Below are 17,851 nucleotides of genomic sequence, written 5' to 3' on the forward strand. Positions count from 1 at the left end.
GCTATCGCGAGCAGGCTCACTCCCACAAGGGCTCGGTGGTGTTTTGAGGTTTTTTAAAAAGTTTTGCACTGGGCTGTAACGCATCGCGATGACCTCTCTCTAGAGGGGTAAGCCAGCACACATGCGGCTTACCAAAACTCAAACAACGGAGAAACATCATGACTGCTACCACCCGCACCCTGTCCGCCACCGCCCTCGTTCTGGCCCTTGGTTCTGCGCTGAGCATGGCCGCTGTCTCCACCGTCCAGGCCGCCGACAACAGCAACATGGAAAAATGCTTCGGCGTGGCCATGAAAGGTCATAACGATTGCGCCGCAGGTGCAGGCACCACCTGCGCCGGTACTGCCAAGATGGACCACCAGGCAAACGCCTGGAAACTCGTTCCGAAAGGCACGTGCGCCACCACCGAAAGCAAAACCTCGCCGACCGGTTTCGGTCAGATGGAAGCCTTCAAAGCCAAAGCCTGATCCGCCTCCCAGCCTGAGTGTCGACCATGAACAATTCACTGTTCGGGCTCCCGCCCCGCGCCGGGCTGGGGCTCAAGACCGGGCACTTGCGTGAAGTGCTCGGTTCAAAGCCGGACATCGGCTTCTTCGAAGTCCACGCCGAAAACTACATGGTGGCCGGCGGCCCTTTTCATCATTACCTGGGGTTGATCCGCGAGCAGTATCCGCTGTCGCTGCATGGCGTTGGCCTGTCCATCGGTGCCGAAGGTCCGCTGGATGTTCAACACCTGCAACGCCTTGCCGAACTGATCGAGCGCTACCAACCCCACTCCTTTTCCGAACACCTGGCCTGGTCCAGCCATGGCCCGGTGTTCCTCAACGACTTGCTGCCACTGGCCTACGACAACGCGACGTTGAACCGCGTCTGCGAACACATCGATCAGGTGCAAACCACACTCAAACGCCCAATGCTGCTGGAGAACCCGGCGACGTACCTGGCGTTCCAACGCTCGACGATCGATGAGGCCGACTTCATCAGCGAAGTCATTCGCCGCACAGGCTGCGGGCTGTTGCTGGACGTGAACAACGTTTACGTGTCGAGCATCAATCATCAACGCGATCCTGTGGCCTACATCGATGCCCTGCCCCTTCATGCCGTCGGCGAGATTCATCTGGCCGGATTTGCCGAAGACACCGACAGCCTCGGTGACCGTCTGTTGATCGACGATCACGGCGCGCCCATCGACAACGCCGTGTGGGCGCTGTACGTGCAAGTGCTGGAGCGTGTCGGGCCAGTAGCAACGCTGATCGAACGCGACAATCAGGTGCCAGCCTTCGGCGTATTACACGCCGAAGCGCGTCAGGCCGATGAGTTGTTGCGATGCGCCGAGGCCCGGTCATGAGCAATCACGCCGATTTCGCCGCCGCCCTGCTTGATCCGGAGCGGCCCTGCCCTGACGGATTATTCAGCGTCAATGGCGCCGATCCGGCCAGCCGTTTCGCGGTGTATCGCAACAATGTGCAGGCCTCGCTGATCAACGCGTTGGCGGACAGTTACCCCGTGATTGTGCAATTGGTCGGCGATGAATTCTTCCGGGCCATGGCCGGTGTTCATGTGCACGGCTCCCCGCCCCGCAGCCCGTTGTTGAATGACTACGGGCATGATTTCGCAGCCTTCATCGAAGGCTTTGCGCCCGCCGCCAGCGTGCCTTATCTGGCCGATGTCGCCCGATTGGAGCGCCTGCGCATCATCGCGTATCACGCGGCCGATGCGCAGCCCCTGGAGCATGAGCAGATCGCCGCAGCACTGGTCGACCCGCAAGCCCTGAGCGAGCTCACCGTCGAACTTCATCCCTCTCTCAACCTGTTGAGTTCTGCCTTCGCGGTGGTGGCGATCTGGGCGGCGCATCAACAGGAAACAACGCTGGCGGGGATTGACCTGAGCCAGGGACAACACGCGCTGGTGTTGCGCAATGGCCTGGACGTTGAAGTATTCGCCATTGATCAAGGTGCCAGCGCGTTCATCCAGAATCTGCAAAACGGCCAGTCACTGGTGCAGGCGCTGGAAGCCGCCCCCGCCTTCGACCTCAGCCAAACCCTGGCGCTGCTGATCAGCCGCAACGCCATCACTCACTTGCATAACAACAAGGTATCGCCATGAACATCCGGACCGAATCACAGAACCCCATCGTTCGCGCCATCGCGTTACTGGAGATGATTCCCCGCAGTCTGATCGCCTTTATCGCGCGCTTCTCGATTGCGGCGGTGTTCTGGAAGTCCGGGCAAACCAAGGTCGAAGGCCTGGCCATCGACCTGTTTGACGGCTCCTTCCAGCTTGGCGTGCCGCATCTGGCGGACTCGACCATCCCGCTGTTCCAGAGCGAGTACCACGTGCCATTGCTGTCCCCGGAACTGGCGGCGCACCTGGCCGCCTTCGCCGAGCATGTCTTCCCGATGCTGATCCTGATCGGCTTAGCCACGCGATTTTCGGCGCTGGCCTTGCTGGGCATGACCCTGACCATTCAACTGTTCGTGTACCCCGACGCCTACCCGACCCATGGCACTTGGGCGGCGGTGTTGCTGTACCTGATGGCGACCGGGCCGGGGAAATTGTCGATCGATCATCTGATCGCCCGCCATTTCGCCCGGTAAACACCTTCCCCTGTGGGAGTGAGCCTGCTCGCGATAGCGCTGTGTCAGTCAACATCAATGCTGAATGTCACACCGCTATCGCGAGCAGGCTCCCCCTACAAGGGGTTGGATGTGGGCGTCTATTGCTGAAGACGCGCCAATGCCTCGCCGCTGCGTTTAAACCAATCAATCAAGTAGTCCGCCAACACCTGCGTGCGTTTGGGCAGTCCGCCCTGATACGGATGCACCAGGTACATCGGCATGCTCCGCGTCTGATAATCACGCAGGAGCCAGCGCAATCGCCCGTCAGCCAATTCCGTTTGCAGCAGGTAGGAAGGCAACCGCGCAATGCCGGCCCCTGCCAGCGCTGCTTTTTTCAACAGGCTGTAGTGATTGCTGGCAAACGGACCCGACACCCGCACCCGCAGCAACTCGTGCTGCTGGTGATACAGCCATTCTTCGCGACCGCTGTAATGGCTGTTGAGCAGACAGCGATGGTCGGCCAACGCCTGGGGCGTCTGCGGCTCACCGTACTGTTCGAGATAGGCCGGGCTGGCGCAGGTCATTTCGTGCCAGGCCAGCAGAGGACGCGCGACCAAGCGTTGGTCATTGGCCACTTCGGAGCGGATGGCCAGGTCAAAACCGTCTCGGGACAAATCGTGAAAGCTGTTGTTGAGGTCCAACTCGATCTGCACCTCGGGATATTGGCGGGAAAATTCCAGCAACAAGCCATCGAAGAAGGTTTCCCCCAGCGAGACCGGAACCGTCATGCGCACCGGCCCGGCCATGTCGTCCTTCAACCGCGCCAACGCCTGACGCGCCTTTTCGACTTGAACCACCAGCGCCTGGGCTTGAGGCAACAGCGCCGCGCCCGCCGCCGTCAAACTCAAACGGCGGGTGGTGCGTTGCAGCAAGACAACGGAGAACCGTGTTTCCAGCAAGCTGATGCGCTTGGACAACTGCCCCTTGCTGCAGCCCAATTGCTGCGCCGCCAAGGTGAAACTGCCCGCTTCGATCAACACCGCGAACGCCGCCAGATCATCCATCTCGCTCATGGATTGTTTCCATTTGAAAACCAAAGGTTGCCTATTAGCGCGCTTATCAATGGAAAAAACCACTCTAGACTGCAACCTCGTTCAACCACTTCGAGGAACAGCACGATGAAAATTCTTTTGATAGGCGCAGGTGGCACCATCGGTTCAGCGGTCGACAAGGAACTGTCCCAGCGCCATGACATCATCCGCATCGGCCGTCACAGCGGCGACTTCAATGTGGATATCAGCGACAGCGCCTCGATCCGCAAACTGTTCGAGCAAACCGGTAAATTCGATGCGCTGGTCTGCGCTGCCGGCAACGTGACCTTTGCACCGCTGGATGAAATGAGCGAAGAAAGCTTTGCGCTGGGCTTGAAAGACAAGCTGATGGGCCAGGTCAACCTGCTGCTGATCGGCCGTGAATTCGCCAATGACGGCGCCTCGTTCACCTTGACCACTGGCGTGCTCAGCCACGACCCGATTCGCAGCGGCGCCTCGGCGGCATTGGTCAACGGCGCGCTGGACAGCTTTGTGCGTGCGGCGGCCATCGAACTGCCCCGCGGCTTGCGGGTGAACTCGATCAGCCCGACCGTTCTGCTCGAAGCCATGGGCAGTTACGCGCCGTACTTCCGGGGCTACAAGCCGGTTCCCGCAGCGGATGTGGCATTGGCCTACGCCAAAAGCGTAGAGGGCCTACAGACCGGCCAGACCTTTCACGTCGGCTGACACACCACCCTCACTGTAGGAGCGAAGCTTGCTCGCGAAAGCGTTCTGTCATTCATGACGATGCTGGATGCACTGGCCCCTTCGCGAGCAAGCTTCGCTCCTACAGGAGATCGAACATCGCTGGGGTTGTGATGAACGGTCAGGCTGCGTAACGTGGCGGCACTTGTCTGGAGAGCCAAAGATGCGTGTTGCCCGTTCCTTAGTCCTTGTCGCCCTGCTTCCGCTGTTTGCCGCCTGCCAATTGTTTGATGGCCCGCGTGAAAGCGCCTCCCACGTGGGCCAGACCCGCCTGCAGGGTCAGTTGACGGCAGCGGACGGCAAGTTGCTGTTCCAGCCGTGCAATGAACAGCGCAGTTATGTGGTCAATGACAGCGGTGGCACCAGCGTCTTGCAAGAGGCCGCGGCCCTCGCCGATGCCCAGGGCAAGCTGTTCGCCGACGTGCGTGGGCAAATCGTCGACAGTCGCCTTGATCTTGAACAGCTGTACCGCGTCGAACGCTCCGGCGCCGCCTGCGACGATCCCAATTTCAAATTGCTGATCCTGCGCGCCGCCGGCCACTCGCCAGAGTGGAACGTCAAGGTCAGCGGCAAAGGCATGGTTATCGACCGTGCCGGCCAGCCGCCCCTGGCCGTGCCCTATGTTGAAGAACAGCTGGGCGATGGCCGTTTCAATCTCAGCACCGAAGCCAATAACCAGCACATCGAACTGTGGGTCGCGCCGCAACGTTGCGTCGACAGCACCACCGGCAGCGTCCAGCACATGAGCGCCGAGCTGCGCATCGATGGTCAGGTGCAACGCGGTTGCGGGTATTTCGGCGGCTCGCGTAACGACTGATCGTTTTTGCCTCACGGGACCGGCGTTTGGGGCTTATAATCGCCGCCTTCAAACGCCTTGGCGCAGTTGTGCGCCCCGCGAACCGGATCCTGTCATGTTACGAATCACCGAACTCAAGTTGCCGATCGACCATCCCGATGAAGACCTGCGCCCTGCCATCGTGCAGCGCCTGGGCATCGCCAGCGATGACCTGCTCGATTTCACCTTGTTCAAGCGCAGCTACGACGCGCGCAAAAAGTCCTCTGAACTGTGCTTCATCTACACCATCGACCTCACCGCCAGGGATGAGGCCGCGTTGCTGCACAAGTTCGCCGATGACCGTAACGTCAACGTGGCACCGGATGTCAGCTACAAAGTGGTCGGCCAGGCGCCGGCGGATCTTGAACAACGTCCTGTCGTCGTGGGTTTTGGTCCGTGCGGGATTTTCGCCGGGCTGCTGCTGGCGCAAATGGGCTTCAAGCCGATCATCCTCGAACGCGGCACCGAAGTGCGTCAGCGCACCAAAGACACCTGGGGCCTGTGGCGCAAAAGCGTACTCAACCCTGAATCCAACGTGCAGTTTGGCGAGGGCGGCGCGGGGACATTCTCCGACGGCAAGCTCTATAGCCAGATCAAGGACCCGAAATTCATCGGTCGCAAAGTCCTGCACGAGTTCGTCAAGGCCGGCGCCCCGGAAGAAATCCTCTACGTCAGCAAACCGCACATCGGTACGTTCCGACTGACCGGCGTCGTGGAAAACATGCGCGAGCAGATTCGCGCGCTGGGCGGCGAAGTGCGCTTCCAGCAGCGGGTCACCGACGTGTTGATCGAGGACGGCCAACTGGTCGGCGTCGAGCTCAATGGTGGCGAACAGATTCATTCGAAACACGTGATTCTTGCCTTGGGCCACAGCGCCCGGGACACCTTCCGCATGCTTCACAGCCGTGGCGTGTTCATGGAAGCCAAGCCGTTCTCGGTGGGCTTCCGCATCGAGCACCCGCAGTCGCTGATCGACCGCGCACGCCTGGGCAAGTACGCCGGCCACCCGAAACTCGGGGCGGCCGACTACAAACTGGTGCACCACGCCAAGAACGGTCGCTCGGTGTACAGCTTCTGCATGTGTCCGGGCGGCACCGTGGTAGCGGCGACATCCGAGCCGGGCCGCGTGGTCACTAACGGCATGAGCCAATACTCGCGTAACGAGCGTAACGCCAACTCCGGGATCGTCGTCGGGATCACCCCGGAAGTCGATTACCCGGGCGGCCCGCTGGCGGGTATCGAGTTGCAGGAACGCCTGGAATCCCACGCTTACGTGTTGGGCGGCAGCAACTACGAAGCCCCGGCGCAGTTGGTCGGTGACTTCATTGCCGGCAAGCCGTCCACCGAGTTGGGCAGCGTAGAACCGTCCTATAAACCGGGTGTTGCCTTGGGTGATCTGGCGCTGGCTCTGCCTGCGTTTGCCATTGAAGCCATTCGTGAAGCTCTGCCGGCGTTCGAAAAGCAGATTCGCGGTTACTCGCTGCATGACGCGGTGTTGACCGGGATCGAGACGCGCACCTCGTCGCCGCTGCGCATTACCCGCAACGAGTCGATGCAGAGCCTGAACGTGAAAGGTCTGTTCCCGGCGGGTGAAGGCGCGGGTTATGCGGGCGGGATTCTGTCGGCGGGTGTCGACGGGATTCGGATCGCCGAAGCCGTGGCCCGCGACATCCTCGGCCTGGAAGCCTGAAGCAACACCCCGCTTGTCGGAGCGAGGCTTGCTCGCGAAGAACGATAATGCGGTCTTTTAGGAAGACCGCGTCAACTTCTTCGCGGGCAAGCCTCGCTCCTACAGGGGGGGTATCAGATATTCGCGCGTAAAACGTTGGCGGGAAGCGGTTCACCGCGCTCGACACTCCCCGCGACAACCTCCATCAACCCACTCAACTCATACCCTTGGGCCTTGAGCCAATCCTGGTCGTAATAGCTGGTCTCATACCGCTCGCCGCCGTCGCACAGAATCGCCACGATCGACCCCGACTCCCCCGCCGCTGCCATCTGCCCGGCCGCCATCAAGGCACCGATCAGGTTGGTCCCGCTCGACCCGCCGACACGCCGTCCCAAACGTTGCGCCAGGTAATGCATGGCTGCCAGCGACAACGCGTCCGGCACCTTGACCATCGCATCGATCACCTTGGGCAGAAACGACGCCTCGACCCGTGGCCGGCCAATGCCTTCAATCCGAGAACCATGGTCCAGTCGCAGGCTGGCATCCCCCGTCTGGTAGAAATCGAAGAACACCGAACGCTCGGCATCGGCGCACAACACGCGGGTGCAATGCTGGCGATAACGCACGTATCGACCCAGCGTCGCGGTGGTGCCGCCGGTGCCGGGGCTGGAAATCAGCCAGCTCGGCTCCGGGTGCCGTTCAAAACGCATTTGCTGGAAGATCGACTCGGCGATGTTGTTGTTCGCCCGCCAGTCAGTGGCGCGTTCGGCGTAGGTGAACTGGTCGATGAAATGCCCGTCATGTTCGCGGGCCAGGCGCTCGGACTCGGCGTAAATCTGCGTCGGATCGTCGACCAGATGACTCTTGCCGCCGTAGAACGCGATCTGCGCGATCTTCTCTTTGGACGTGGTCGCCGGCATCACCGCAATGAACGGCAAGCCCAGCAACCTGGCGAAGTAAGCCTCGGAAATCGCCGTCGAACCGCTGGACGCTTCAATCACCGGCGCGCCGGGTTTGAGCCAGCCGTTGCACAAGGCATAGAGGAACAACGAGCGCGCCAGCCGGTGCTTGAGGCTGCCGGTGGGATGGCTGGACTCGTCCTTGAAGTACAGCTCGATGCCCGCAAACCCCGGGAGCGGCAAAGGGATCAGGTGGGTGTCGGCGCTGCGCTGGAAGTCGGCTTCGATGATCCGGATGGCTTCGCGGGCCCACTGTCGGTTGTCGCTCATGATGGTTTTTCTCGTTGAGTCGGCCTTCGTGCAAGGCTCAGCCCATAAGCTTAGGAAAAATCCCACGCCACGCACAGATACAGCTGAGGCCCAATACGTTTGGCAACTGCTAGGCTCATCTCCGTGCCAACCCCTCGCGTTGTAACGGTATATAACAAAAAAGAATATAACTTTTGTTTTAACAACCAACGGTACGGGTTAGGGTGTGCCACCTTTTTGATTTTTCGATGGAGAGCGACCTTGCCTCTGCGTAGCACTTTCACGCGTTTCTTTCAGTTGGAAGCTGCCAGCGGTCTGTTATTGATCGCCGCGGCAGCCCTGGCTTTGATCATCAACAACTCCCCGTTGTCGTGGCTGTACAGCAGTTTCCTCGACACGCCGGTGGTGGCGCAGATCGGTGCGCTGCAAATCGCCAAACCGGCGCTGCTGTGGATCAACGACGGCCTGATGGCCCTGTTTTTCCTGCTGATCGGCCTGGAAGTGAAGCGCGAAGTCCTCGACGGCCAGCTGTCGAAACCTTCGCAGATCGTCCTGCCCGGCGCGGCAGCGATTGGCGGCATGGTCGTTCCGGCACTCCTCTACTGGTTCCTCAATCGTGACAACCCGGCAGCCCTGAGTGGCTGGGCCATCCCGATGGCCACCGACATCGCCTTCGCCCTCGGCGTTCTCGCCCTGCTAGGCAAGCGCGTGCCGGTGTCGCTGAAACTGTTCCTGATGACCCTCGCGATCATTGACGACCTCGGCGCCATTATCGTCATTGCGATCTTCTACTCCGGCACACTGTCGACACTTTCGCTGGCATTGGCTGCGTCGTGCATCGTCGCCTTGATCGCGATGAACCGGCTCGGCGTGGTCAAGCTCGGGCCGTACATGATCATCGGTTTGATCCTCTGGGTCTGCGTGCTCAAGAGCGGCGTCCACGCGACGCTGGCTGGTGTGACCCTGGCGTTCTGCATTCCCTTGCGCACAAAAAATGCCGAACCGTCACCGCTGCTGACCCTCGAACACGCCCTGCATCCCTGGGTGGCCTACGGCATTCTGCCGCTGTTCGCCTTCGCCAACGCCGGCCTGTCGCTCAGCGGCGTGACCATGGAAAGCTTCACTCACCACGTGCCGATGGGCATTGCGGTGGGCCTGCTGCTGGGCAAAACCGTCGGTGTGTTCGGCCTGACCTGGCTGGCCGTGAAAATCGGCATCGCCGCCCTGCCCCAAGGCGCCAACTGGGGCCAGGTGCTGGGTGTCGCGATCCTCTGTGGTATCGGCTTCACCATGAGCCTGTTTGTCGGCTCCCTGGCCTTCGAGCCGGGTGTCAGTGAATACGCCGGAATGGACCGGATGGGTATTTTGACCGGTTCGATTCTGGCGGCATTGATCGGTTACGCGGTGACAGCGGCAGCGAGCCGCAAGCGCACCGCACTGCCATCCTGAGCGAAAGAGACCCCTCTTAACGACAATCAGGATTCGTCCTACAGCCACGTTTGACCTCGTTCGTTAACGTCGCACAGCCCCTTGTCCGGGGCTGTCGATGTGCGAGCGCAAGGAAGATCAATGGCTGGAAACAAGGATATCCCCCGGGTTAAAAACCCACCGTCCGGCGACGGACACCACGTCACTCACCGCTTCATGACGGCCTCCGAACTGGCCGAGCGGGACACCCGACAAAACGCTTACGACGCCATGCTCGCCAGGCAAGAGGCCTTCGAGCTCAGTCATGAGATCGCCCCCAAAAGGGACGAATATGTTCGTGCCGGGTGCGTCTTCGCCAAGTCCTGCAAACTGCCGGACGCCATCATCGACTACTCGAATCCTTCGGGCATGGTACCCACCGACAGCATCAAGGATTACGGGGAAATCGCCTGGCTGGGTGCCCGCGAAGCGGACGATGCCGGGCAGCTGAATCTCGAAACCATCAGCGGCAGTACCCTCTCGCTCGGCATTGGCCGACTCGCCCTGAGTGCTCCGACGCTCGCGGCTCCGGTGGCCGCAATCGGCGCCGCCGGGGCCACCGCGCTGGCTACGGTGGTCGCGCTGTTCTGGACGCCAAGCTTGGACGACAGCGCGCTGTATACCGAAGATCAGTTGCGCGCTCTGAAACAGGCCAGGACCCGCGTTCGCTTGCAGGTCGAGCAACAGGCGGATGGCCGTCTCAAGGGTTATGGCTTCTACACCGGCAAGAACCGCGGTTGGGAAATGGTTGATGTTGTGCAGTTCACCTTGCGCGACAGTCAGCAGGTGGCGGATCTAGGGGATGGGGTTGAGCTGATCTGGACACCGGCAGTGGAGGGTTCGGACATTCTCGGGATTCCGGCGCTGGAGGCTGCTCCGCAAGCGCCGCATATTTGGGTGTATCCGCCGACGAAAGCGGCTGACGGGATTATTGTGAATCCGGTGTATCCGCCTGATTACAAGGATTTCATTCTTGTTTTTCCGGTGGGGTCGGGGGTAAATCCGGTTTATGTAGTGATGAGCATGCCGGGGGATCATAAGTACTACGATGATCCGGAAACCCTCCCAGGCTTCCCTGATGCATTTCCCGTAAAACCGAAGGTTTCAGTTCGAGGTGGAGGGAAAAAACGAGCCCGATGGCTAGACCGCAAAGGCCGTATATATGAGTGGGACTCCAAAAGCGGTGCTGTAGAGCTTTACGATAAATCCGGAGTGCATTTGGGCGAATTCAATCACGTAACCGGCGAGCGAACCAAAAAGGCAAAGCCTGGTAGAAGAACCTCAAGAAACTGAAGAGAAAAATTATGCGCTATTTATCCATCACCGGTTTTTACCCTGATGAAAAACAAGATGATTCATTGCAGTTCCAACTGACCATCAAAGACTATGAAATGAACCAGGCATTGGCTCAATTGACCGAGTCAAAAAAACTGGAAGAAATAGAGCCTGGGGAGCTGGAACTGACAGGCACTCAAGTCCTACAGGTTGCAGAACTATTAGAAATCGACTTACCCGAGGGGTTGGAATATTTCATAGGCCCCCGCGCCGCGCCGTGAGAATCCTTAACAAACAAAACCCCAACCAGTCACCCGGCCGGGGTTTTCTTTTACCGCTCGTTCCCGCTTAGTGCGTAACGCGGCTCGTACCGTCAACAGTCGCAATCCGCACCCGCTCGCCCACGCGGAACACTTCATTCTCCTGAACCTGCTGCACATAGGCGCGCATGCTGCCGTCGTCTTCACGGACGGTGATTTCCACGCCTTGGGTGCGGGTCAGGCCTTCTTCAGTGGCTGAACCGAGCAGGCCGCCCGCCACGGCGCCGATGACCGCAGCGACGATGCTGCCTTTACCGCCGCCGATGGCGCTACCGCCGACACCGCCGACCACTGCGCCCGCTGCGCCGCCGATCGGGGTCTTGGTGCCTTCGATTTTCACCGGACGCAAGGATTCGATGGTGCCCATGCGAACGGTCTGCACACGACGCGCTTCGTCACGGGAATAGGAGTCACCGGTCAGGCTCGATTGGCAGCCGGTGAGCAACATCGCCATCGTGGAAAAGGAAGCAACCAGCAGAACAGACTTACGCATAGCATCAACTCCAAAGGACAAGTATTCATTAAACTCCGCAGCTTGACGTCTGTCACGGCATCGCCCGGATAAAGTTGGTTTCATTCAGGCTCGGTACAGGCGCCTCGGAACTCACCACACAGTAGCGGCAAACCGAAAAACCTGCCCCACTGACCCAAGGATTTTCATGGATTATTTCATCATTGTTGTCACCACGGTCGCCGGTTTGTACTTCCACTGGTGGCTGTACGTGCGGATCAAGCGCTGGATGGACCGCGATCTGGCGTTGTCGCTGGCGGGTAAAGACGAGCAGAAAAAAGCGTTCATGCTCGAGCAACTGGCAAGCGCTCAGGCGCAGAAGATCAAGCGCCGGGACCTGCCCCAGTGGCTTGAAGCCGCTGCGGCAGGCTATCCCGATCGGTAGACTGCTTAAGGTGCCAGACGTTCAAGAATCCAGTCGGCGCCTTGCAAACGGTAGTTGAGGCGATCGTGCAGGCGGCTCGGACGGCCTTGCCAGAACTCGATGCGCTCGGGTAGCAAGCGGTAACCGCCCCAATGTTCCGGGCAGTGCGGTTGAGTGTCGCTGAAACGTTGCTCGGTGTTCTTGAGCAGCGCTTCCAGTTCAGCACGATCGGCGATCACCCGGCTCTGGGGCGAAGCCCAGGCACCGAGACGACTGCCCAGCGGACGGACCTGGAAATAGGCGTCGGACTCTTCAGCCGTAACCTTCACCACCCGCCCTTCGATGCGCACCTGGCGCTCCAGGGTCGGCCAGAAAAACGTCATGGCGGCGAACGGGTTTGCCGCCAGATGCTGGCCTTTGGCGCTGTCGTAGTTGGTGAAGAAGGTGAAACCCTCTTCGTCCAGGCCCTTGAGCAGCAGAATGCGGCAATGCGGCCGACCGTCCTGATCGACGGTGGCCAGGGTCATGGCATTGGCCTCCACCGGCGGTTGCTCGGTTTTCACCGCGTCCGCAAACCACTGATGGAACAGTCCGAACGGCTCGGCCGGGGCTTGCGCCTCGGTCAGACCGTCACGGGTGTAGTCGCGACGCATATCAGCCAGGCCCTGGGTCATGGCGCATTCCTTTTGGTTAACGAATCACTTCTTTGCAGCATCGGCAGCGGCGACTTTCTTGTCAGCCGCTGCGGCTTTTGCTGGGGTAGTCTTTTTCGCCGGGGTCGCGGTTTTAGCCGGTGTCTTCTTGGCTGGAGCCTTGGCGGCTTTCTTGGCCGGGGCTTTTTTCGCAGCAGGCACAGCCGCTTTTTTCGCCGCAGGTGCAGGCGTGACAGGCTTGACCACTGGCTTGACGTCCTGGGCAGCGACCAGGCGAACGGGCGCCGGAGCCGGCATGTTGTACTTGCTCAGCAACGCGACCATGGTGTTTTGCGGAGTCACCAGCAATTCCACACGACGGTTCAAGGCGCGACCTTCGTTGCTGTCGTTGGCTGCACGAGGGGCTTCACCGCCCATGCCGCGCAGCATCAGGCGATCACGCTGCAAACCGCTGAGGCGGAAGATCGCAGCGACGGCTTGCGCACGCTCCTGGCTCAGTTTGACGTTGGCCGGTGCGGCGCCCGAGGTGTCACTGTGACCCAGTACCAGGACGGCGGTCTTAGGATCGACTTCCAGGATTTTCGCGACGCGAGTGAACGGGCCTAGGGTCACGGGCAGCAACATGGCCGGACGGTCCGGGTTGAACGAGCCTTCTACCGGCGCGGTCACGACCAATACGTTTTCACGACGCTCAAGTTGCAGATTGCTGTCCTTGATCGCTTCACGCAGGCGCGGCTCGTAGTCGTCGAGCCAGGCTTGAGTGACTTTAGGATCCGGCATCGGCACGGCTTTGGCGGTGGGTTGATCTTTACCCCCGAACGGCCACCACCACTTTCCACCGGCTTCAGCTTCAGCCTTGGCCACTTCGACAGGCTTGGCTTCGGGTTTTACTTCGGGCTTTTTGTCGAGCGCTTCATCGGAGCCGAACGGCCAGTACCAAGGGTTGGAACTTTCAGCTTTGGTCACTGGAGCCGCGGCGGCCGTTTTCAAAGGGGCTGGGGTCGGGGCCGGAGCCGGCTCTTTCGCCGCGACTTTGTCGGAGGAGCCGAACGGCCACCAGCTGCTGCCATCCGAATCATTTTGTGGGGTCTGTGCACAACCGGTGATCGCGACACACAGGGCCAAGGCAAGGGTGGTTTTATTGAATGACATTGGATATCCACAAAAATGAAATCATAAAAAATCAGGCCGGCGTGACCGGATAAACAGACGGTTGGAAACCATAATGGCCTTCGGGTTCCGGCCCTGGAGCCCGAGAGTGCGTATTACAGACAAGTGGCCAGTACCCGCGCAAGCTTCTGCGCGCGCGGATCCATCAAGACGTAAGGCCCCAGTGTATTTGTCACAAATCCGAAGGCCACATCATGTTCCGGGTCAGCAAAACCGATGGAGCCGCCAGCGCCAGGATGGCCGAATGCACGCGGGCCGAGGCCGTAGGTCGCATTGGGAACGTCCGGTTGATCGAGCATGCAACCCAGGCCAAAGCGGGTCCGGGTCAATAAAGTCTTGTCTTCGCCAAGGCTGTGTTCGCGGGTCAGCTCCTCGAGCATTTCGCTTTCCAGCAGGCTGCCATCAAGCAGGCCGGCGTAGAAACCAGCAAGGCTACGGGCGTTACCGTGGCCATTGGCGGCGGGTTGTTGCATCCGGCGCCATTCGGGTTTGTTGGTGCTGGTCATGATCGACGGCGGGTTAGTGAAGGCCCGGGTGGTCATTGCGGTCGGCTCGCGCATAGTCACTTGCAGCAAGCGCTGGGCCGCCGCATCGCCAACGTTGCCCTTGCCGCGGGCGATGTGCGCCACGCGATGGAACTCTTCGTCCGCCAGGCCCACATGGAAATCCAGCCCTAACGGCTTGGCGACCCGCGCCACAATCGATGAGCCCGGCCCACGACCGTCGGCACGGCGCAGCAACTCGCCCACCAGCCAGCCATAGGTGATTGCCGCGTAACCGTGGCCTTCGCCCGGTGTCCACCACGGCGTTTCGGCAGCAAGGGCATCGACCATGGTGTACCAGTCGTAGAGCGCTTCGGGTGCCAGCAACTCGCGCAGTGCCGGCAGACCGGCCTGATGGCAGAGCAACTGACGCAAGGTGACGGAGTCTTTGCCGGCAGCGGCGAATTCGGGCCAGTAGCGCGCCACCGGGGCATCCAGTTGCAACTTGCCTTCGGCCACCAATTGCAGGGCGGTGACGGCAGTGAAGGTCTTGGTGCAGGAGAACAGGTTGGCGATAGTGTCGCTGTGCCAGGCTTCAAGGCCATCCTTGTCGGCGGTACCGGCCCAGAGGTCGAGGACGGTTTCGCCACCGACCTGGATGCACAACGCCGCACCACGTTCCTGAGGATCGTCGAACAGCGCCGCGAACGCTTCACGCACTGCTTCGAACTTAAGCTCGTAATGACCCTGAATCTGCACCCGCAACTCCCCGGACTATCGTTCTACAAAGTGGCCCGCATTGTTCCAGCCATTGAAGGTTTTGGGAACAGGCGTGAGCCGGGCGGTCGGTTGCCCATGGATTGGATCAGAAATTGTCGTCAGGCTCGCTCCCCAAGGATCACGCAGGACCATGGTGGGAGCGAGCCTGCTCGCGAAGAACGATAACGCGGTCGAGCAGGACTCAGTGACCGTTGGCCGAATGGCCGCCGGCATGGCCCACACCTTGCCCCACGCCTTTGCCCGCATCACCTTTTTTACCGCCCTCGCCTTCATGGCTGGCTTTATCCGCTTCAGCCTTGGCCTTCTCAGCCTCCTTGCCCAACTGGTCAACGGTCGCCAGGTTGCTCTTGCGCACGCTGTCGACAAAGCCCTGGAACGGCAGATCGGTAATGCCCACCAGGCCAAAGTGACCGTTCTCGCCATCCAGCAGACGTCCGGTCACCGGTTGATCGAGGTACTGGAACCAGTGCACGCCGACAATCGACGGTTCGCTCAACGCCTGTTTGAGGAAGTTGGCATAAGCCGGGCCACGGTCTTCTTCCTTGGCCAACTGCGTCACGCCGCCCCAGAAAGGACCGCGATCAGCGGAGCCGAAGTTGAACTCGGTGATCAGCACCGGTTTGTCCAGGCTGCGCAATTTGGCGAAGTCATAGCCGTCTTGCGGTTGCAGGGTGTACATGTTGAAGCTCAGTACGTCGCAGTACTGGGCGCAGGACTCAACGGCTTCCGGGGTGCTGGTGGCGAAGCGACCGCCCAGCAGCAACTGGTTCGGTGCGTGCCACTTGAGCGAATCGGAAAGGGTCTTGAAGTAGGTATCGGCGAAGACCTTCTGGAAGTATTTGAAATCAGCCTCGATTTCCGGGTGTTCGGCGCTCGGCAGCGGCGGCACGAAACCCGGGTCTTCCATCAATTCCCAGGCCGGCAAGTCGATGCCCCAGGCCTTGGAAAGGCCGGCCTGATTGCGGTACTTGTCGCGCAACTGCTTGAGAAACGCCCGTTTGGCCGGCACGTCGGTGGTCATTTTCAAGGTGCCGTAGGCCAGTGCGTAACGGGCTTTCGGATCGTCGCCGGGGCCGGCCCAGGCCAGTTCGTTGTCGGCGAAGTAACCGATCAGCCAGGGATCGTCGCGATGGTCACGGGCGGCGATGGCCACGGCGCGTTCGGTGGCCATGGCGAAGCGTGGGTCGAACGGGTCGGGCATGCCGCCCCACCAATCGGTGCCGGTGCTGATGCTGGCGTAATCGCCGACGATCGACAGCGGCAAGGTGTACGGCACACGGTCAGCATTGGCCAGCGCCGGAGCGCTCCAGTTGCCGACCGTGTTGAAACCCCAGGCTTGCAGGCGGTCCAGGGTATGGCTGGCCCAGCGTTGTTCATCAACCACGGCTTTGCAGGGTTCAGCAGGTTTTTGCTCGACGGCTTTGGCGACGGTCGCTTCCTCCGCGCCGGTCTTGGCGGCTTCGGCGACGCCGGATTCGGCAGTCGTAGGTGCGACAGGTTGCTCGGCGGCCTTGTCGGCCTTGTCGGCCGTGGCCTCGACGGCATCAGCCTTGGCCGCTTCGGCGACACCGGCCTTGGTGTCGCTGCCCAGCGCGCACGGTTCGCCGTACAGGCGCTGCAAGTTAGCGCCATAGAAATCGTACCAGCGACCGGCGTTATAACCACGGCCCTGATCGGCGCCGTTGCCGCCACGGTTGTCGCCTTCGCCATAATGACTGGCCAAGGATTCTTCCGGTTTTGGCAGGGATTCAAACATCCACTCGCGGCCGGCGATGTAGGTCTGGTTGACGTTCGGGGTAACGGTATTGACCCCCAGCGAATAGAACGGATGCCCTTCCGGGGTCACCAGGTACCAGCGACCGTCACGTTTTTCCGTGCGGAAAAAACCGCTGGCCTTGAACGTCGGGCCTTTGTTCCAGCCGCCGAACTTGTCCAGGGACAACTTCTGGCGCTCGGCGAGCCAGGTTCTGGTTTGTTGCCGTTCTTTGGCGGCGGCGCTTTTCAGTTGCTCATCGCTACCGACCTTCTCCGGCCATTTGGCCCGGGTCGATTGACCGTAAGCGTCCACCAGGCCGCCGTATGCCGCCTTGGTCACCGCTTCACCGTCCTGCACGCCAAAGCGCTCAAGCAAGATACTTTGGGCTACTTTCGGCTGATCCATCGACAACGTCACCGACACCACCTGGCTGCGATCCAGCTCACCGGCGCTGCTGGCCAGCAATACCCGTTGGCCGTCAAACGTCATCGGCATCGGCGGCCCGGCCTTCATGCCCTGGCTCAGCGGCGAACTCGGTTGCAGCGGCACCAACAGGGTCTGCGCCGGTCCGGCGGGCAAGTCGACACGACTGATCAGGGTCTTGCCATCGTTGCTCTGGATTTTCACGTACAGGGTCACGGCCCAGTCCATCGCGCTCTGAATGCGCAAGCTCATGACACCTGACTGGGACCAGTCCCAGGCGCCGGTTTGCGGGGTCAGACGCAAGGTCGGTTGCGCCACCGGGTTGAACGTCACCCGACGCAGCACTTCACCTTCGGCCGTTTGCTCCGCATTGGATTGCGGCAGGCTGGCATCCTGAGTTGCCACCTGGACCACATCGGCGGGGCGCACAAAGTTGAACAGCGTCTGTTGGCCGGCAGGGGCTGCCAGCAAAGGGGCTGCGAACATCAGGGCGAAAACAGCAGGCAACGAACAGCGAATCATAGGAACGTGTTTCTCCCGAACGACCCTCAATGGGCCAATGGAAAGGTGGTGGCTGAACGATA

At 60.6% G+C, this 17,851-nt stretch carries 18 protein-coding genes; 11 read left to right on the forward strand and 7 right to left on the reverse strand.

Annotated features, from left to right (window positions below; translation table 11 throughout):
• The first annotated feature begins 158 nt into the window (after positions 1-158).
• From AB4N91_RS20140 to AB4N91_RS20155, 4 genes are read left to right on the forward strand one after another with little or no spacing between them, the layout of a single operon-like run.
• The gene (locus tag AB4N91_RS20140) at positions 159-467 is read left to right on the forward strand and encodes a BufA1 family periplasmic bufferin-type metallophore (RefSeq protein WP_010462585.1); all 309 of its coding nucleotides are present in this window, start codon (positions 159-161) and stop codon (positions 465-467) included.
• Positions 468-493: 26 nt separating this feature from the next.
• The gene (gene bufB / locus AB4N91_RS20145; RefSeq protein WP_200667838.1) at positions 494-1,348 is read left to right on the forward strand and encodes an MNIO family bufferin maturase; all 855 of its coding nucleotides are present in this window, start codon (positions 494-496) and stop codon (positions 1,346-1,348) included.
• On the forward strand, positions 1,345-2,106 hold the full coding sequence (locus tag AB4N91_RS20150) for an HvfC/BufC N-terminal domain-containing protein (RefSeq protein ID WP_200667836.1): 762 nt from the start codon (positions 1,345-1,347) through the stop codon (positions 2,104-2,106). Before bufB ends, AB4N91_RS20150 begins: the two co-directional genes overlap by 4 nt.
• The gene (locus AB4N91_RS20155; RefSeq protein ID WP_010462590.1) at positions 2,103-2,597 is read left to right on the forward strand and encodes a DoxX family protein; all 495 of its coding nucleotides are present in this window, start codon (positions 2,103-2,105) and stop codon (positions 2,595-2,597) included. Before AB4N91_RS20150 ends, AB4N91_RS20155 begins: the two co-directional genes overlap by 4 nt.
• A gap of 119 nt (positions 2,598-2,716) precedes the next feature.
• On the opposite strand, the gene AB4N91_RS20160 is transcribed toward AB4N91_RS20155, so the two are convergent.
• The gene (locus AB4N91_RS20160; protein ID WP_010462593.1) at positions 2,717-3,631 is read right to left on the reverse strand and encodes a LysR family transcriptional regulator; all 915 of its coding nucleotides are present in this window, start codon (positions 3,629-3,631) and stop codon (positions 2,717-2,719) included.
• Positions 3,632-3,736: 105 nt separating this feature from the next.
• On the opposite strand from AB4N91_RS20160, the gene AB4N91_RS20165 reads away from it, so the two are divergent.
• From AB4N91_RS20165 to AB4N91_RS20175, 3 genes are all read left to right on the forward strand, one after another.
• Positions 3,737-4,336, forward strand: coding sequence for a short chain dehydrogenase (locus tag AB4N91_RS20165; RefSeq protein ID WP_200667834.1), 600 nt, complete (start codon positions 3,737-3,739; stop codon positions 4,334-4,336).
• A 181-nt stretch (positions 4,337-4,517) separates the two neighbouring features.
• The gene (locus AB4N91_RS20170) at positions 4,518-5,171 is read left to right on the forward strand and encodes a COG3650 family protein (RefSeq protein WP_010462597.1); all 654 of its coding nucleotides are present in this window, start codon (positions 4,518-4,520) and stop codon (positions 5,169-5,171) included.
• 94 nt (positions 5,172-5,265) lie between these two features.
• On the forward strand, positions 5,266-6,879 hold the full coding sequence (locus AB4N91_RS20175; RefSeq protein ID WP_077749565.1) for an NAD(P)/FAD-dependent oxidoreductase: 1,614 nt from the start codon (positions 5,266-5,268) through the stop codon (positions 6,877-6,879).
• Positions 6,880-6,992: 113 nt separating this feature from the next.
• Here the strand turns inward: AB4N91_RS20175 and AB4N91_RS20180 are convergent, their stop codons facing one another.
• Positions 6,993-8,090 carry a PLP-dependent cysteine synthase family protein gene (locus AB4N91_RS20180; protein ID WP_191650638.1) on the reverse strand — a complete coding sequence of 366 codons (1,098 nt, stop codon included), beginning with the start codon at positions 8,088-8,090 and terminating at the stop codon, positions 6,993-6,995.
• Between the two features lie 237 nt (positions 8,091-8,327).
• Here AB4N91_RS20180 and nhaA point away from each other — a divergent pair, with 237 nt between their 5' ends.
• The 3 genes from nhaA (at position 8,328) to AB4N91_RS20195 (ending at position 11,089) form a co-directional block, all read left to right on the forward strand.
• The gene (gene nhaA, locus AB4N91_RS20185) at positions 8,328-9,515 is read left to right on the forward strand and encodes a Na+/H+ antiporter NhaA (RefSeq protein WP_010462602.1); all 1,188 of its coding nucleotides are present in this window, start codon (positions 8,328-8,330) and stop codon (positions 9,513-9,515) included.
• A 120-nt stretch (positions 9,516-9,635) separates the two neighbouring features.
• Positions 9,636-10,826 carry an S-type pyocin domain-containing protein gene (locus AB4N91_RS20190; protein ID WP_460111711.1) on the forward strand — a complete coding sequence of 397 codons (1,191 nt, stop codon included), beginning with the start codon at positions 9,636-9,638 and terminating at the stop codon, positions 10,824-10,826.
• A gap of 11 nt (positions 10,827-10,837) precedes the next feature.
• On the forward strand, positions 10,838-11,089 hold the full coding sequence (locus AB4N91_RS20195) for a pyocin S6 family toxin immunity protein (RefSeq protein ID WP_077749568.1): 252 nt from the start codon (positions 10,838-10,840) through the stop codon (positions 11,087-11,089).
• Between the two features lie 67 nt (positions 11,090-11,156).
• Here AB4N91_RS20195 and AB4N91_RS20200 read toward each other — a convergent pair whose 3' ends face one another.
• The gene (locus AB4N91_RS20200) at positions 11,157-11,621 is read right to left on the reverse strand and encodes an outer membrane lipoprotein (protein WP_010462609.1); all 465 of its coding nucleotides are present in this window, start codon (positions 11,619-11,621) and stop codon (positions 11,157-11,159) included.
• 166 nt (positions 11,622-11,787) lie between these two features.
• On the opposite strand from AB4N91_RS20200, the gene AB4N91_RS20205 reads away from it, so the two are divergent.
• Entirely contained in the window at positions 11,788-12,024 is a 237-nt protein-coding gene (locus tag AB4N91_RS20205; RefSeq protein ID WP_221108569.1) for a hypothetical protein, read from the forward strand.
• 5 nt (positions 12,025-12,029) lie between these two features.
• Here the strand turns inward: AB4N91_RS20205 and pdxH are convergent, their stop codons facing one another.
• From pdxH to AB4N91_RS20225, 4 genes are all read right to left on the reverse strand, one after another.
• Positions 12,030-12,677, reverse strand: a complete 648-nt coding sequence (gene pdxH, locus AB4N91_RS20210; RefSeq protein WP_010462613.1) for a pyridoxamine 5'-phosphate oxidase — start codon at positions 12,675-12,677, stop codon at positions 12,030-12,032.
• A 24-nt stretch (positions 12,678-12,701) separates the two neighbouring features.
• Positions 12,702-13,808, reverse strand: coding sequence for an OmpA family protein (locus AB4N91_RS20215; RefSeq protein ID WP_427701157.1), 1,107 nt, complete (start codon positions 13,806-13,808; stop codon positions 12,702-12,704).
• A 113-nt stretch (positions 13,809-13,921) separates the two neighbouring features.
• Positions 13,922-15,067, reverse strand: a complete 1,146-nt coding sequence (locus AB4N91_RS20220; protein ID WP_077749571.1) for a serine hydrolase domain-containing protein — start codon at positions 15,065-15,067, stop codon at positions 13,922-13,924.
• 202 nt (positions 15,068-15,269) lie between these two features.
• A complete protein-coding gene (locus AB4N91_RS20225) occupies positions 15,270-17,789 on the reverse strand; it encodes a beta-galactosidase (RefSeq protein ID WP_460111714.1) in 2,520 nt (839 codons plus the stop codon).
• Between the last annotated feature and the right edge of the window lie 62 nt (positions 17,790-17,851).

Source organism: Pseudomonas sp. H3_D04, from assembly GCF_054669175.1.